Annotated in this window: 16 protein-coding genes; 10 read left to right on the plus strand and 6 right to left on the minus strand. The window is 71.9% G+C overall.

Features of this window, described 5'->3' with window-relative positions; all coding sequences use genetic code 11:
- Positions 1-20 precede the first annotated feature (20 nt).
- From ABEB28_RS27475 to ABEB28_RS27490, 4 genes are read left to right on the plus strand one after another with little or no spacing between them, the layout of a single operon-like run.
- Entirely contained in the window at positions 21-1,052 is a 1,032-nt protein-coding gene (locus ABEB28_RS27475) for an AAA family ATPase (RefSeq protein ID WP_345731117.1), read from the plus strand.
- A 2-nt stretch (positions 1,053-1,054) separates the two neighbouring features.
- Positions 1,055-1,963, plus strand: a complete 909-nt coding sequence (locus ABEB28_RS27480; RefSeq protein WP_345731118.1) for a DUF58 domain-containing protein — start codon at positions 1,055-1,057, stop codon at positions 1,961-1,963.
- Entirely contained in the window at positions 1,960-2,973 is a 1,014-nt protein-coding gene (locus ABEB28_RS27485; protein ID WP_345731119.1) for a vWA domain-containing protein, read from the plus strand. The genes ABEB28_RS27480 and ABEB28_RS27485 overlap by 4 nt, the downstream gene beginning before the upstream one ends.
- Positions 2,973-4,094 carry a VWA domain-containing protein gene (locus ABEB28_RS27490; RefSeq protein ID WP_345731120.1) on the plus strand — a complete coding sequence of 374 codons (1,122 nt, stop codon included), beginning with the start codon at positions 2,973-2,975 and terminating at the stop codon, positions 4,092-4,094. The genes ABEB28_RS27485 and ABEB28_RS27490 overlap by 1 nt, the downstream gene beginning before the upstream one ends.
- A 28-nt stretch (positions 4,095-4,122) precedes the next feature.
- Here ABEB28_RS27490 and ABEB28_RS27495 read toward each other — a convergent pair whose 3' ends face one another.
- Together ABEB28_RS27495 and ABEB28_RS27500 are read right to left on the minus strand one after the other, a co-directional pair.
- Entirely contained in the window at positions 4,123-4,869 is a 747-nt protein-coding gene (locus ABEB28_RS27495) for a GNAT family N-acetyltransferase (RefSeq protein WP_345731121.1), read from the minus strand.
- A gap of 267 nt (positions 4,870-5,136) precedes the next feature.
- Complete coding sequence (locus tag ABEB28_RS27500) at positions 5,137-5,781, minus strand: TetR/AcrR family transcriptional regulator (RefSeq protein ID WP_345731122.1); 645 nt, start codon at positions 5,779-5,781, stop codon at positions 5,137-5,139.
- An 87-nt stretch (positions 5,782-5,868) separates the two neighbouring features.
- On the opposite strand from ABEB28_RS27500, the gene ABEB28_RS27505 reads away from it, so the two are divergent.
- Genes ABEB28_RS27505 through ABEB28_RS27520 form a run of 4 tightly spaced genes read left to right on the plus strand, consistent with a single transcriptional unit; the run spans position 5,869 to position 9,643 of the window.
- Positions 5,869-7,110 (plus strand): amidohydrolase family protein, encoded by a 1,242-nt coding sequence (locus tag ABEB28_RS27505; RefSeq protein ID WP_345731123.1) that lies wholly within the window; start codon positions 5,869-5,871, stop codon positions 7,108-7,110.
- The gene (locus ABEB28_RS27510) at positions 7,107-7,979 is read left to right on the plus strand and encodes an enoyl-CoA hydratase (RefSeq protein ID WP_345731124.1); all 873 of its coding nucleotides are present in this window, start codon (positions 7,107-7,109) and stop codon (positions 7,977-7,979) included. Before ABEB28_RS27505 ends, ABEB28_RS27510 begins: the two co-directional genes overlap by 4 nt.
- On the plus strand, positions 7,980-8,765 hold the full coding sequence (locus ABEB28_RS27515; RefSeq protein ID WP_345731125.1) for an SDR family NAD(P)-dependent oxidoreductase: 786 nt from the start codon (positions 7,980-7,982) through the stop codon (positions 8,763-8,765).
- Positions 8,765-9,643, plus strand: coding sequence for an acyl-CoA thioesterase (locus tag ABEB28_RS27520; RefSeq protein ID WP_345731126.1), 879 nt, complete (start codon positions 8,765-8,767; stop codon positions 9,641-9,643). The genes ABEB28_RS27515 and ABEB28_RS27520 overlap by 1 nt, the downstream gene beginning before the upstream one ends.
- A gap of 5 nt (positions 9,644-9,648) precedes the next feature.
- Here ABEB28_RS27520 and ABEB28_RS27525 read toward each other — a convergent pair whose 3' ends face one another.
- The 4 genes from ABEB28_RS27525 to ABEB28_RS27540 form a co-directional block, all read right to left on the minus strand.
- Positions 9,649-10,113 carry a hypothetical protein gene (locus ABEB28_RS27525; RefSeq protein WP_345731127.1) on the minus strand — a complete coding sequence of 155 codons (465 nt, stop codon included), beginning with the start codon at positions 10,111-10,113 and terminating at the stop codon, positions 9,649-9,651.
- A 134-nt stretch (positions 10,114-10,247) separates the two neighbouring features.
- Positions 10,248-10,922, minus strand: a complete 675-nt coding sequence (locus ABEB28_RS27530; protein WP_345731128.1) for a response regulator — start codon at positions 10,920-10,922, stop codon at positions 10,248-10,250.
- Positions 10,919-12,076, minus strand: coding sequence for a sensor histidine kinase (locus tag ABEB28_RS27535; protein WP_345731129.1), 1,158 nt, complete (start codon positions 12,074-12,076; stop codon positions 10,919-10,921). Before ABEB28_RS27535 ends, ABEB28_RS27530 begins: the two co-directional genes overlap by 4 nt.
- Before the next feature lie 5 nt (positions 12,077-12,081).
- Complete coding sequence (locus ABEB28_RS27540; protein WP_345731130.1) at positions 12,082-13,014, minus strand: hypothetical protein; 933 nt, start codon at positions 13,012-13,014, stop codon at positions 12,082-12,084.
- A gap of 161 nt (positions 13,015-13,175) precedes the next feature.
- Between ABEB28_RS27540 and ABEB28_RS27545 the strand changes: the two genes are divergently transcribed.
- Positions 13,176-13,679, plus strand: coding sequence for a hypothetical protein (locus tag ABEB28_RS27545; protein WP_345731131.1), 504 nt, complete (start codon positions 13,176-13,178; stop codon positions 13,677-13,679).
- A 380-nt stretch (positions 13,680-14,059) separates the two neighbouring features.
- Positions 14,060-15,586: an ABC transporter substrate-binding protein gene (locus tag ABEB28_RS27550; RefSeq protein WP_345731132.1), complete on the plus strand. Its 1,527-nt coding sequence runs from the start codon at positions 14,060-14,062 to the stop codon at positions 15,584-15,586.
- The last annotated feature ends 25 nt before the right edge of the window (positions 15,587-15,611 follow it).

The raw sequence follows: 15,611 nt of genomic DNA on the forward strand, positions 1-15,611 counted from the left end.
CGAGCACCGAGGACGGATCCATGACCCGAGAGTGGAACGGTAGCCGCGCGAGCACGCCGAACGGATCGTCGGCGGGGTCGGGTGGCCGCGGTGGTCCGGTCGAGCAGGTCCTCTACGAGGTCAAGAAGACGATCGTCGGCCAGGACACGCTGCTCGAACGGCTCCTCGTCGCGCTGATCGCCCGGGGGCACATCCTCGTCGAAGGCGTCCCCGGCCTGGCCAAGACGCTGGCCGTGAAGTCGCTCGCGGAGGCGATCGGCGGACAGTTCCACCGGGTGCAGTTCACGCCGGACCTGGTGCCGGCCGACATCCTCGGCACTCGCGTCTACCACCAGCCGACCGGGGAGTTCCAGGTCTCGCTCGGACCCGTGTTCACGAACCTGCTGCTCGCCGACGAGATCAACCGGGCGCCGGCCAAGGTGCAGAGCGCGCTGCTCGAGGTGATGCAGGAACAGCAGGTCACGATCGGCCGGGAAACCCACGCCGTGCCCGCGCCGTTCCTGGTCATGGCCACCCAGAACCCGATCGAGTCGGAGGGCACGTATCCGCTGCCGGAGGCCCAGGTCGACCGGTTCATGATGAAGGTCCTCGTCGGGTACCCGAGCGCGACCGAGGAGTTCGTGATCGTCGAACGGGCGATCGCGCCGGGCGCCGCCATCCAGCGGATCATCGACCCCGAGATCCTCGTGGCGATGCAGCAGGAGGCCGAACGGGTCTACGTCGATCCGGCGTTGATCGAGTACGCGGTGCAGTTCGCCGCCGCGACCCGGGAACCGGCCCGAGTGGGACAGGGCGACCTGGCCCGGTACGTACTGTTCGGCGCGAGCCCCCGTGCCTCGATCAGTCTGGTGCTCGGCGCCCGCGCGCTGGCGTTCCTGCGCGGCCGGGAGTACGTGGTACCTCAGGACCTCACCGACCTCGCGCTCGACGTGCTGCGGCACCGGCTCGTGCTCTCCTACGAGGCGCTCGCCGACGACGTCACGGCCGACGCGGTACTGACCGGCCTCCTCGGCGCGCTGAGGGTCCCTGAGCCGGCCGGCCGGGGCGGCTGAGCATGCCGTCCCGGTTGAGTGCGGGTGGGGCGCCCGACCGGTTACTCCGGCGCCTGGAGTGGAGGCTGCGCCGGCGTCTCGACGGGCGGCTCCAGGGTGCGTACCGGACGGTGTGGCGGGGCGCCGGCATCGACTTCACCGACCTCCGCCTCTACACCCCCGAGGACGACGTGCGGCACATCGACTGGAACGTCACCGCGCGGCTGGACGAGCCCTACGTCCGGCAGTACACCCAAGACCGGGAGCTGACCGCGTGGATGGTCGTCGACCGGTCGGCGTCGATGCGGTTCGGAAGAGGCGCCCAGGGGAAAGAGTCGGTCGCCACCGAGCTGACGGTCGGCCTGGCGCAGCTGCTCTCCCACGGCGGTAACCGGGTCGGCGCGATTCTTTACGACAACGGCGCGCACCAGGTGATCCCACCCCGGACCGGACGGGACCAGATCCTGCGCCTCGCCGCCGAGCTCACCCGGGCACGCCCGGCCACGAAACCGGGCAGCACCACGGACCTCGCCGCGATGCTGCAGCTGGCCTCTTCCATGACGTCGAAGCGGCGCAGCCTGGTGTTCGTGCTCTCGGACTTCATCGGCGAGCCGGGCTGGGACCGGGCGCTGACGCGGTTGTCCCACCGGCACGAGGTGGTCGTCCTCCGCGTCGTGGACCCGGCCGAGCTGGAGCTGCCCGACGTCGGGCTGATCCTGGTGCAGGACGCCGAGACCGGCGAGCAGGTGCTGGTCGACACCAGCGACCCGCTGCTGCAACGCCAGCTGAGCGCCGAGGTGCGGTCGCGGGAGGAAGCGGTCGAGGACGGGATGCGGCGGGCGGCGGTGACCGCCCATCGGATCACCACCGAACAGGACGCCGTCACCGCGCTGGTCGGGCTGGTCCAGGACTCCCGCCGGAGGCGCCGGTGACCGTCAGCTATCCGGCCGTGCTGGTGATCGCGGTGCTCGGCACCGGGGTAACCGTGGTGGCCTACGTCCGGCTGCAGCGACGCCGGACCGCGGCGCTCGCGGCGGCCGGTCTGGACGGTTCCGGCCCGGGCGGCTCGGGTCGGGGCGGCTCCGGCCGGCGCTCGTCCGGTGGCGGCGCGGTCCGGCGGCACCTGCCCTACGCGCTGCTGCTGGCCGCCCTGCCGCTGCTGCTCGTCGGCCTGGCCCGTCCGGAGGCGACGGTGACCGTGCCCCGGATCGCGGGCACGGTCGTCCTCGTCTTCGACGCGTCGAACAGCATGCAGGCCGACGACCTGGAGCCCACTCGGCACGCCGCCGAGCAGGAGGCGGCGACGTCGTTCGTGGAGGACCAGCCGGACTCGGTCGACATCGGCGTGGTCGTCTTCGGCGACCAGGCCCTGATGACGCAGGAGCCCACCGACGACCGCAACCTCGCGCTCGCCGCGATCAAACGGGTCGGCGGAACCGGTGGGACGTCGCTCGGCCAGGCGATCCTGGCGTCGCTGAGCACGATCACCGGCAAGCCGGTGAACGTGCCGGAGGGGAACACGGCGGCGCCCGCTCCCGACCTCGGCTACTGGCCGTCGGCGACGATCGTCCTGTTCTCCGACGGTGAGAACACCGGCGGCGCCGACGTGCAGGCGGCGGCCGACCTCGCGGCCACCGCCGGAGTGCGGATCCAGACCGTCGGGGTGGGGACGGCGCAGGGTGGAACCGTCGAGGTCGACGGCTACCAGCTCGCCACCGCCCTGGACGAACAGCAGCTGGAGAGCATCGCGAAGACCACCGGCGGCTCGTACCACCGCGCCGAGGACACGGACGGCCTCGCCGAGACCACCCGCTCGATCGACCTACGCCTGACCAGCAAGGAGGAACCGCTCGAACTCACCGCACCGGTCGCCGCCGCAGCCCTCGTGCTGCTGGTGGCCGGCGCGCTCCTGATGACCCGTTGGCACGGAAGGATCGTCTGATGTCGCTGCACTGGCCGTGGGCGCTCGGCGCGCTGCTGGCCGTGCCGCTGCTCCTGTTCGCCCGGTGGTGGCTCAACCGGCGTCGGCGGCGGACGGCGATCCAGGTCTCCAGCGTCGCGTTGATCCGGGCGGCGTTACCCCGGCGGCCGTCGTGGCGGCGCCGGGTTCCGGTACTGCTGTTCCTCGCCGGGCTGCTCGTCCTCGGCGCAGGGCTGACGCGTCCGCAGGCGTCGGTGACGGTGCCGACCGATCAGAGCACGATCCTGCTGGCGATCGACGTGTCCGGGTCGATGTGCACCACCGACATCGAGCCGAACCGGCTCGCGGTCGCCAGCGAGGCCGCCCGTAGCTTCATCGAGTCGCAGGACAACGGCGTCCGGATCGGTCTGGTCGCGTTCTCCGGGATCGCCGGTCTGCTGGTGGCGCCCACGACCGACCAGGAGGCACTGCTGGAGGCGATCGACTCGCTGACCACCGCCCGTGGCACCGCGATCGGGCAGGCGATCCTCACCGCGATCGACGCGATCGCCGAGATCAACCCGGACGTCGCCGCCAGCGGCGTCAACCTGGGCGACAGCGCCGCGAAGCCGAGCACCGACCCGAACGGCGGCACCGGCTCCGGGCCGCTCGGCGGCTACGAGCCGGACTCGATCGTCGTGCTGACCGACGGCTCGAACACCCAGGGCGTCGACCCGGTCACCGCGGCCGAGCAGGCCGCCGCGCGCCGGGTGCGGGTGTTCACGATCGGCTTCGGCAGCACCGAGCCCGCGCCGATGGTCTGCACTCCCGACCAGATCAGCGGCGACACCACCGGCGGCAACTGGGGCGGTGGTCCGCGCGGCGGCGGCCGGCGCGTGCAGCAGATCGACGAGGGGGCGCTGACCCAGGTCGCCGACCTGACCGGCGGCCGGTACTTCCAGGCGAAGGACGCCGATCAGCTGGCCGACGTCCTCTCCGACCTGCCCAGCGAGATCGGAATGCAGCGCCGGGACGTCGAGGTGACGGTGTGGTTCGTTCTCGTCGCCACGGTGCTGGTCGGCGCGGGCGTCGGCCTCTCCCTGTGGTGGAACCGTCCGCGCGCGCCGGCGCCCCGGAGCGTTGTGCGTTCCGGCAGGGCATAGGTCGCCGGAACGCACACCGCTCACGGGGTCAGTCCACCAGCGACAGGTAGAGGCGAGTGCCGCCGGGGCGGAACCCGACCCGCTCGTAGACCCGCCGGGATCCGTCGCCGCCGTACTCCAGCCAGACCGACGACGCACCCCGGTCGAGCAAGGCCGCGGTGAGGGCCGCGGTCACGGCCCCACCGATACCCCGGCCGCGGTACTCCGGCCGGGTGCCCACCCCGGCCAGCTCCGCGGTGCCCTCAGCGAGCGGGGAGCAGGTTCCCGCCCCGGCACAGCCGCCGTCCGAGGCGCGAACGAAGCGGACCGCGCCGCCGGTGTCCTCGATCCGGCGCAGCCGGTCCGCACCGTCGCGCGACGGCGGGAACTCCCCACCGAACGCCTCGGACAGAGCCGCGTCGATCTGGGCGTACTCGTCGTCGGTGCCGGGGGTTTCGACGCCGACTCCGGCCGGGAGGGCCAGCGTCGACGGCGTGCAGACCAGGTACTCGTTCCGCGCCTCGGTGGTGAACCCGGCCCGCCGCAGGGCCGGCTCCACCGCGGGCGCGGCGTCCGGGGCGAACTCCAGGCGCGGCTGGAGGCCACGCTCCCGGAACGCCGTGATCAGCGCGGCGACGCTCCGGTCGGTCGGCTCCGCGCCCGGCAGCGGCGTCGCGTAGTTGAGAAGAGGGCTGGTCGTCGTCGGCTCCAGGCCCACGACGAACGGGCCGACCTCCAGCGCGATCGGCCGGCGGCGGAGGTTGGTGACAGCAAAACTCTGGACGTTGGTGCCCACAGGAAGGGAAGACCTCACGGGTGAAGGGATGGGAAACCATCGGGACGCCGTGAGAGGGCCGAGCGGGGATCCGCTCAGCGACGGCGACCGCTGCGGGGCGCCGAGAACATAGGCTTCAATCCTTCATCAGATATGTGCGCGACCACCTTACCGTGGCGCGCCGCCGGTGCCGCAACGCTGATTTACGTCGAATCCGCCTCCACGCCGCTCGTGGCGGCGGATTTGGCGTAAACCAGCGCGCGCCGCGGCCCCGAGGCCGCGCCGCGGTCAGCCCTGGACGGTTCCGAGCGCGCGGCGCACGAGGGCGAGGAACTCGTCGCGGGGGATGCCCGACGCGTCGCCGGTGAGCTCCGGGTCGACCTGCGTCTGGGCGAGCACCAGGCCCCCGACGTACTGCGCGAGGTGGCGCGGATCGCCGTCCCGCACCGTGCCGTCGCCCTGCCCGTCGCGGATCGCGATCGCGTACGCCTCCAGGATGCGGCGGAAGTGCCCACGCGAGTCGGGGGAGAAGTCCGGCCGCAACGCGCCGAGCGTCAGCCGGGTGCGGTCGGGGAACTCACCGAGCGTCCGGACCGCGGTGGACGCCATCGAGAGCAGCGTGTCCAGCCCGGTACCGCCGGCGCCGACGCAGGCGGTGAGCCGCTCCACCAGCACGGTGGTGTGCCGGTCGAGTACGGCGGCGTAGACCGCGTCCTTGCTGCGGAAGAAGTTGTAGATGCCGCCGACGGAGTAGCCGCTGCCCGCCGCGATCTTCTCCAGGCTCGTGCCGTCGTACCCGTGGGCGGCGAACAGTTCCTCGGCCACCTCGACGATCTCCCGGCGCCGACTCTCCAGGCGCTGCGCCCGGCGGAGCTCGCGTGGCGACGCGCCCTCGGCCGAGGGGTCCTCCGCGGGCTGGGGTTGCGTGCTCAACTGTACTCCGAATCTAATTCACTCCATTGAACGCCGTTCAGACTAGCTGATACGTTCGGCTCGCCAACGACGGTGAGGAGCCACTCGATGTCCCGACGGCTCGGCTTTCCGGTGTTCGACGCCGACAACCACATGTACGAGACCACCGACGCGTTCACGAAGTACCTGCCGGAGGAGTACGCCGGCCTGGTGAAGTACGTGCAGATCAACGGCCGGACCAAGATTGCGCTGCGGAACGTGATCAGCGAGTTCATCCCGAACCCGACGTTCAACAAGGTCGCTCCGCCCGGCGCGCAGGAGCTGGAGTTCCGCCTGAAGAACCCGTCGTCGAAGACGCAGGTGCAGCCCGGCGACAAGGTGATCGCGCCGCCGCCCCGCTACATCGAGGCGCTCCCGGCGTTCTTCAACCCGGCCGACCGGCTCGAGCTGCTGAACGAGCTGAGCATCGACCGATCGATGATGTGGCCGACGCTCGCCAGCCTGCTCGAGGAGCGGCTCGCCGACGACCCGGACGCCACCCACGCGATCGTGCACGCGCTGAACGAGTGGATGCACGAGCACTGGACGTTCAACTTCGAGGAGCGGATCTTCCCGACCCCGGTCGTCACGCTGCCGATCGTCGACAAGGCGATCGCCGAGCTGGAGTGGGTGCTGGAGCGCGGCGCGAAGGCGATCCTCGTCCGCCCGGCCCCGGTGCCGGACTACGGCGGCCGCCGCCGCTCGATGGCGTTACCGGAGTACGACCCGTTCTGGACGCTCGTCCAGGACTCCGGCGTCGTCGTCGGGCTGCACGCCTCGGACGACGGCTTCACCCGCTACCTCAACGAGTGGGAGGGCCACGTCGGCGAGTACGTCCCGTTCGCCAAGGGCCGCCCGTCCGCGTTCTCCGCGGTGGTCTCCGCCGAGCATCGCACGATCAAGGACCTGGTGACCTCGCTCGTCACCCACGGGGTAGTGACCCGCTTCCCCGACATCCGGTTCATGCCGATCGAGAACGGCAGCGTCTGGGTGAAGCCGATGATGGACGGCTTGCGCAGCGTCCACGAGCGACGTCCGGAGATCTTCGACGAGGACCCGATCGAGGCCCTGCTGCGGTCGGTGGTGTTCAACCCGTTCTACGAGGAGGACGTGGTGGGGCTCGTCGAGACCGTCGGCGCCGACCGCGTCGTGTTCGGCTCCGACTATCCGCACCCCGAGGGCATGTTCGATCCGGTGACGTTCGTCGACGAGATCGAACCGCTGGCAGATGAAGACAAGGCCAAGATCATGGGCGGCAACCTCTCCCGCCTGATGGGCCTCGACCCGGCGAAGGCGGCGCTTCCGGCATGACCGACTACCAGTTCCTCACGGTCGAGCGGCTCGACGAGGGCGCGATCGTCCGGATCCTGCTCAACCGCCCCGATCAGCGCAACGCCCAGAACCGCGGGCTGCTCGTCGAGCTGAACGAGGCCTTCCTCGCCGCGGAGGCCGACGACGCGGTCCGGGTCGTGATCCTCGGCGGCGCCGGGCCGATGTTCTCGGCCGGGCACGACACCGGCACGAAGCAGAGCATCGCGGAGATGACGCCCGGCCCGACCCTGCACCCCAGCTGGCAGGTGAACGGCGGCACCCGGCAGGGCGTCGAGCGGCTGATGCTCCAGGAGTGGCACTACTTCTTCCAGAACACCAAGCGGTGGCGCGACCTGCGGAAGATCACGATCGCGCAGGTGCACGGCAAGGTGTTCTCGGCGGGCCTGATGCTGATGTGGGCCTGCGACCTGATCGTCGCCGCGGACGACACGGTCTTCTCCGACGTCGTGGGCCAGCGGCTGGGCATGTGCGGCGTGGAGTACTTCGGCCACCCGTGGGAGTTCGGGCCGCGCAAGGCCAAGGAACTCCTGCTCACCGGCGACTCGATCAGCGCGGACGAGGCGCACCGGCTGGGCATGATCAGCAAGCTCCACCCGGAGGCCGAGCTGCCCGACCGCACGCTGGAGTTCGCCAGGCGCATCGCCCAGCTGCCGACCGTGACGTCGCTGCTGATCAAGGAGTCGGTCAACCAGACCGTCGACCAGATGGGCTTCACCAACGCGCTCAACTCGTGCTTCACGCTGCACGAGCTCAACCACGCGCACTGGGCCCAGCGGCACGACGACGGGTTCCCGCTCGCGCGGCCGGAGGACGGCGTCCCGGACTGGCGCGCCGCGAAGGCCAAGTAGATGGACCTCCTCGTCAGGGACAAGGCGTACGTGGTCGTCGGCGGCACCTCGGGGATCGGCTTCGCCGCGGCCCGGGAGCTGGCGGCCGAGGGTGCCCGGGTCGCGGTCGTCGGCTGCGACCCCGGGCGGGCCGAGGCCGCTGCGGCCGCGCTCCGCGAGGCGGGTGCCGCGGAGGCGTTCGGCGTTCCGGGGGACGTGTCCCGGAGTGCGGTGGCCACGGTGCGGGCGGCGGCCGACCGGCTCGGTGGGCTGGACGGCATCGCGGTCACCACCGGTCTGAGCGGGCACGAGCCGATCAGCATCGACGACGACCGCTGGGCGCACGTGTTCGCCGACGTACTGCTCGCCACGGTGCGCAGCGTCGAGGCGGCGCTGCCCTACGTCGAGCGGAAAGGCGGCACGATCGTGACGACGGCCGCCTACAGCATCCGGGCCCCGGAGATCGCCCGGCTGCCGTACGCGTCGCTGAAGAGCGGCGTCGCGACGTTCACGAAGGGCATCGCCAAGGCGTACGGAGCCGCCGGGGTCCGGGCGAACTGCGTCTGTCCCGGCGCGATCGAGACCGAGAACCTGTCCCGGCTGCGGCAGCACCTCGCCGCCGAGCGCGGTGTTCCGCCCGAGGGCGTCCTCGAGCAGGTCATGGTCGACGAGTGGCACCTGGACGTCGCGCTCCGGCGCCCCGGCCGCCCGGCGGAGGTCGGTGAGCTGATCGCGTTCCTGCTCTCGCCGCGGGCGGGCTACCTGACCGGCGCGCTGATCAACATCGACGGCGGGACGAACTTCTGATGCTGCCCTCGGTCTCCGACGTGCGGGACGCGTTGACCCTGGAGCCGCTCGCGCCCGGGCGGTGGCTAGGGAAGAGCGTCCCGTCCCGGGCGGGCGTCGTCTTCGGCGGTCAGCTGATCGGCCAGGCGATCGCTGTGGCGGCCGCGACCGTGCCGGCCAAGCGGGTGGCGTCCGTCCACACGGTGTTCGCGCGGACCGGCCGGACGGACGCACCCGTGGAGCTGGACGCCGACCCGCTGCACGACGGACGCTCGTTCGCCGGGCTCACGGTGACCGCGCGGCAGGGCGACCGGCTGCTCGCCCGATCGCTGCTGCTCCTCGACGTTTCAGAGGACGACGTCGTTCGGCACCGGCCCGAGGCTCCGGCGACCGGCGGGCCGGCCGCGGTCGGTCCGGGGGCAGCCCATCCGCGGCCCGCGATGCTGGCCGGCTGGGAGCACCGGTACGTCGAGGACGTCGACCTGACCGACCCGGACGCGGTGGGCCCGCCCGAGCTCGCGGTCTGGTCCCGGTTCGAGGCCGGTGGCAGGGCTGCGGCCGACGGACCGGCGCTGCTCGCCTGGGCCACCGTCGGGTTCCTGGTCGGCACCGCCCTGCGCCCGCATCCGGGCGTGGGGCTCGCGAACGCGCACCGGGAGCTGTCCACCGGCGTCCTGACGCACACGCTGACGTTCCACGACCCGATCGCCGCCGACGAGTGGCTGCTGCTGACCCAGCGCAGCACGGTCGCCGGCGGCGGCCGCGCCTACGGCACCGGCGAGGTGTTCACCGAGGACGGTCGGCCGGTCGCGAGCTACGACCAGCTCGCGATGGTCCGCCGGATGCCCACTGTGTCCTCGGCGGGATCGTCGTCCTCGGCGGGAGCGTCCGGGCTCTGATCGGCTCAGAACAACTGCCGCTTGGCCTCCTCGAACTCCTCTTTGCTCAGCTGTCCGACCTGCACGAGCTGCCAGAGCCGGCGCAGCTCTTCGGCGGGGTCGGGGCGGGAGGGCGCCACCTGCTGCTGCTGCCGGGCGAGCGCCGCGGCGCGGGCGGCGTCGATGAACGCCCGCAGCCGCGCGAAGTCGTCCTGACGGCCGTTCCGGAACGCCACGGTCAGCTCGGCGACCGGCCGGAGTGCGTCGGGCGTAGCGATCTCGATCGTGAACTGACCACCGGTGAACCGGGCGGTCTTCAACTCCATCGACAGGATGTCCTGCACGTGCACGCGCCGGTCGCCGGGTCTGACCGGCTCGCCTTTGCGATGGACGGTGACCCAGGTGCCGTCGAAGGTGATCTGTTCGGACTGACCCAGGACGCGCAGTGGATCGCGGGGAGTCGGCGGTGGGAACAGGGGAGGGCTGGCCACTCCGGCGACGCTAGAGGTGGGAGTTGCATCCCGGGCGCCGCTTTGGGTGGAGATGGACGACCTCCGTATGGAGGTCGTCCGGACAGTCACCGCGAAGTGACTGTTCGTAGGTGGCGCGGCGGCCGACTTTCTGGTTAGGCCACCAACCCGCCCTGGTACGCCAGCACCACGGCCTGTGCACGGTCGCGTGCGCCGATCTTGGCGAGGATTCGCTTGACGTGCGTCTTCGCGGTCGATTCGGCGATCACCAGGCGATCGGCGATCTCCCGATTGGACAGGCCTGCGGCGACGAGCGCGAGCACCTCGGCCTCGCGTTCGGTCAGCGGATCGAGGCGCCGCCGGGCCGCGGACGCCGCGGGCACGTCCGGCTCCGGCCCGCGCCGGACGAAGTGCTCGACGAGGTCCCGGGTGACCGCCGGATCGATCAGATCCTCCCCACCGGCCACCGTACGCACCGCGTCGACCAGCCGCTCGGGCGAGGTGCGCTTGAGCAGGAACCCACTCGCACCGGCCCGGAGCGCTCCCCAGACGTACTCGTCGTGGCGGAACGTCGTGAGCACGAGTACTCGCGTGCGCAGCGCGGCGTCGACGATCCGCCGGGTGGCCTCGATGCCGTCGATACCCGGCATCCGAACGTCCATCAGGACGACGTCCGGAACGTGGTGGTGGCAGGACTCGACGGCGGCGAGCCCGTCGGAGGCCTCTCCGACGACGTCGATGTCCTCGGCGGCGCCGAGGATCACACCGAGCCCGGCGCGCAGCAGCGCGTCGTCGTCGGCGAGCAGGACCCGGAGGCGGGAGGCGGTCACGGTAGCGGTAACACCGCACGGACGCGGAACCCGCCGCCGTCGCGCGCGGCGTGTTCGACGGTTCCCGCGAAGAGCGCGGCGCGTTCCGCGATCCCGAGGAGCCCTCGTCCAGCGCGGTAGTCCGGCGGCGGGCCTGCCCCGTCGTCGCACACCTCCAGCTCGACGTGGCGTCCGTCGCAGCGCGCCGAGACGGCGACCGAGCGCGCCCGGCCGTGCCGCAGCGCGTTGGTGAGCGCCTCCTGGACGATCCGGTAGGCGGCGCGGTCGAGCCCGGCAGGCAACGCGTCGGCGGGCGGCTCGATGCGGACCGCGACCGTGGTGCCGGTGCCGGCCATCCGCTCGGCGAGCCGGGGCACCGCCGCCAGCCCGGGTGGACCGTCGACGGCGTCGTCCGCTCGCGCGCGCCCGTCGTCCGGGCGCAGGGCGCCGAGCACGTGGTCGAGTTCGTCGAGCGCCTCCCGGCCGCTCTCCTCCACGTCGCGGAGGATGCCGCGGGCCTGGTCCGGGTCCCGGTCGAGGATCACCCGCGCGGCTCCGACCCGGACCAGCATCACGGAGACCGTGTGACCGACGAGATCGTGCAGTTCGCGGGCGATCCGGGTGCGTTCGTCGGTGACCGCGTCCCGGCGCAGCTGCCGCTGGGCCTCCGCGTGCGCCCCGGCCTGCTCCTCGCGCCGGCGTGCGGCGGTGTAACCGGCCGCCCAGACCAGCAGCCAGAGGAACACCACCGCGGCCGGAACCACCGCCGGGGCGTCCGACCGGGCGAAGTACGCCACGATGCCCGGCAGCATGATCACCGGGCCCCAGGCACCGCGCCGACGGTCGGCATTGTGGCCCAGCGAGTACAGCCCCATCAGGTTCACCAGCGGGGTGAGGTCCGCGGGCCCCAGCCAGAGGGACTCCACGGCCAGCGCGGCGGTCTGGACGGCGTAGGCGGTCACCGGCGTCCGGCGGCGCAGCGCGAGGCCCCCGGCCACGACGACGCTGAGCGCCACCGCGAACGGCAGGTGACGACCGGGTCCGGGGTCGGCGGCGAGCCGCGCGACGACCATCGCCACCAGGGCGACCACCGCCGGCGCCAGGTCGAGGACGGGCGGCGGCAGCGCCCGCAGCCGCGCGCCGATCGCACGCGCGGCCTCCGGTGGTCCGATCACGTTTCCTACCTCATCACGGCCGAGGAACGCGTCTCCGCGCCGCCCCGTGCCTCGGCGGTCCCCGGCGCTCCGGCCCTCGCCCGCAGGCCGCGGAGGACGAGAGCGGCGACGACGACGAACAGCGCGGCACCCACTCCGCCGAGCAGCCCGATCGCGGGCGTGGGGGAGATCCACGGCTCGCCGGCGTAGGCGGTGACCGTCACCGCGGCGAACAGCGCGGTGTATCCGGCGGCCCCGGCCAGCGCGGCCACTCGACCCCGTCGCCCGCCCAGCTCCAGGCCGACCGCGAGCAAGCCGAGAACCTGCAGCCCGTGGATGCCGAGGGCATGTGCGAGCTTCGCGCTGCCCGCGGCCCCGAAGAGCAGTTCCTCCGGCACGTGCCCGGTGGCGTCGACGACGTCCTCACCGACGCCGGCCATGCTGCCGCCGATCGCCCCACCGGCCAGCACCAGCAGCAGCCCGACCAGGACGGCGACGCGGGCGGCGGGACGGCCCCGGAATCCGAACAGCGCCCACACCAGCAGCACGACGAGGCCGGCGACCAGCAGGAACACCGACTGCGCCATTACGTCCCAGATCGCCTCGTCGGTCGGCGTCGCCGCGTTGAAGTGCGACGGCACGCCGCGCCACCGCTGCACGGTGATCAGCGCGACCTCGATCACCGAGGTGACGCCGATGATCCCGGTCGGGACCCAGCCCCACCGCCGGTCCGGCAGTTGGCGCAGCACCCACGCGACCGACCACAGCAGCATGCCGAACGACGTGCCGAACACCGCGGGCTTGCGCCAAGAGACCGCACCGGCCCACGGTCCGTCGGCAACGGCGATCCCGGTGTGCACCACGCCGGAGAGCACCAGCGCCGTGCCGGCCCACCAAAGGAAGCGCTGCTGCCGGGTCACCGGCCGGATCGCGTCCCAGAAGCTTCGTATCGTCGTCATGACCGGGACGCTAGGACCGCCCGAACGCGCCGCCGTCCCCCTGACGAGGACACCTGGCATACCCCCGAGGGGGTACGGGATGTTCGTCGGTGCGGTGGGGTATAGCCGAAGCGGCACGACCATTCGCGTGCCGCTCCATCCGAGGAACCGAGGACGCACCTGTGACCGAACTGCCGCTGTACGCGACGCTGGGATTCACCGACGCCGAGTGGGGGCTGCTGGTCGGCCTGCCCCAGTCGGTGCTGGTCGCGGCGAGCGCCGTCACCCCCGACAGCACCCGCAAGACCCGCGCCGAGACCGCCGCCGGGCTGGACGTCATCTCGGACGCCCGCGCGTCGGCGAGTCCGCTGGTCGCGGCGATCGCGGCGGAGATCGTCACCGAGGTGGGCGAGCCCGACGTCGGCGTCGAGCCGCCGGTGATCGAGCCGCCGGACCCGCAGGCCTACGCCCGCGACGTGCTGGGCCGCGCCGCCGAGGCCAACGCGCTGCTGGCGGCGAAGGCGGAGAAGGCCGATGCGGAGACGTACCGGCACTGGCTGGTCGAGGTCGCGGAGAGCGTCGTGGGCGCCGCGTCGTCCGGTGGGCTGCTCGGCATCGGCGGCGAGGCCGTCACCGAGGACGAGCGGGCGTTCCGCGACGACCTCGCCAAGACCCTCACCGACTGACGCGTTCCCCCGCAGCACCCCCGAGCGCCCGCCTCTCTGCGGGCATCCGGCCCGGCCCGTCGTCCACTCGGCGCGGCCGGGCCGCACTGTGTCTGATCCCCGGTCGAGCGACGTCTCCTCCCGGACGGACGGACAGGCCCTTTTCCGCTCACTCTCTGTGATCGGCGTACCCGGTTAGAACGACGCCGACCAGGACGAAAAGTCCCGCCGCCGACGACGAGTGGCCTGGTCGAGGGCTCAGGATGCGCAACCTGAGGTTGACGATCCATCGGTATTCGACCCCCTGTGACCGTCATTACAGTCCTTCACGACTCGTTCGGATCGGCCGTCCGTCGTTACCCCCCGCACTTTTTCGCTTTTCGACGCAAGGAGGCGTCCATATGAGAAGGCATAGGTCAGCGGCCTCGTTGCTGACCGGACTCGTCGCGCTGTCCCTGGCGCTCGCCGGATGTTCCGGCGACTCCGGGAACAGCAGCGAGTCCGGCTCGGCGACGCTGAACGTGAACGCCGGCGGCTTCCCCGAGAACTGGGCGCCCGGCCAGCGGTTGGAGGCCGGCTTCCTGCGCCTGCCGTACGAGAACCTCGTCGCCAAGAGCCGGGACGGGAAGTTCAGCCCGGTGCTCGCCACGGAGTGGAAAGAGACCGATAAGGCACTCACGCTCACGCTGCGCGAAGGCGTCACGTTCCACGACGGGACGCCGTTCAACGCCGCCGCGGTGAAGGCGAACCTGGAGTTCGTCCGGGACGGTGCCACCGCCTTCGGTGGCCCGCTCAAGGCCATCACGACGATCGACACCCCGGACGAGAAGACCGTCACGCTGAACCTGGCCCGGCCGACGCCGTCGCTGCTGACGACGCTCTCCACCCGGGCGGCACCGATGGCCAGTCCGGCGGCGCTCAAGGACGGCTCGATCGCGAAGAAGCCCATCGGCACCAGCCCGTGGGCGTACGACGAGGCCGCGTCGACCCCCGGCACGACGATGACGTTCACGAAGTTCGAGGAGTACTGGGGCGGCACCGACGCCGTCGCGTTCGACACGGTCAAGCTGTTCAACATCGAGGACGAGAACGCCGCGGCCGGTGCGCTCACCAGCGGCCAGGTCGACGTCACGATCGCACAGCCGGAGCAGGTGGATCAGCTCACCGGCACCCCGGGCGTCGAGACCGTCGACTACGCCGCGATCCGCAACAACGTCATCTTCTTCGACCGCGGCCCCGGCGGCGCGTTCGCCGACGTCCGCGTCCGGCAGGCCGCCTGCTACGCGATGGACAACACGGTGACCGGGAAGCTGGCCTCCGCGGAGCCGAGCAAGCAGCACTTCGCCGAGGGTGAGCTCGGCTACAACGCGCAGATCACCGGCTACTCCCACGACCTCGCCAAGGCCGAGCAGCTGATGGCGGCGGCGGGCAACCCGAAGGTCACCGGCACCGTACTGGCTGCCCCGTTCACCAAGTCCGAGGTCGAGGTCTACGCCGACCAGATGTCGAAGGCCGGCATCACGATCAAGGTGCAGACCGCCGCCCCGCCGCAGTTCCAGTCCGAGTGGAACAGCGGCAAGTACCCGGTCGGCATGGCCAACAACGACCAGATCCACCCGTACGAGTGGTACAAGGCCTACTTCGCCGCCCAGGCACCGGGCAACCCGTCGAAGGCCGAGAGCCCCGCGCTCAAGGCCGCCGCGGAGAAGGCGATCGCCGCCGGCAGCACCCCCGAGGCCGAGCAGCTCTGGGGCGAGGTCACGAAGATCATCTCCGAGGAGGCGCTGACCTGCTCGCACCTCAAGGGCACCGAGGTCATCGCCTACCAGTCGAACAAGGTCGAGGGCGTCGCCGTGCCGGCGGAGGCCTGGGAGCCCAACCTGATCAACTGGCGAGACCTGAAGCCGGCCTCCGGGACGGCGAAGTGACCTCGTCGGTCAATTGGCGACGGGC

Origin of the sequence: Cryptosporangium minutisporangium, from assembly GCF_039536245.1 — a bacterium.
Classification (GTDB): Bacteria; Actinomycetota; Actinomycetes; order Mycobacteriales; family Cryptosporangiaceae; genus Cryptosporangium; species Cryptosporangium minutisporangium.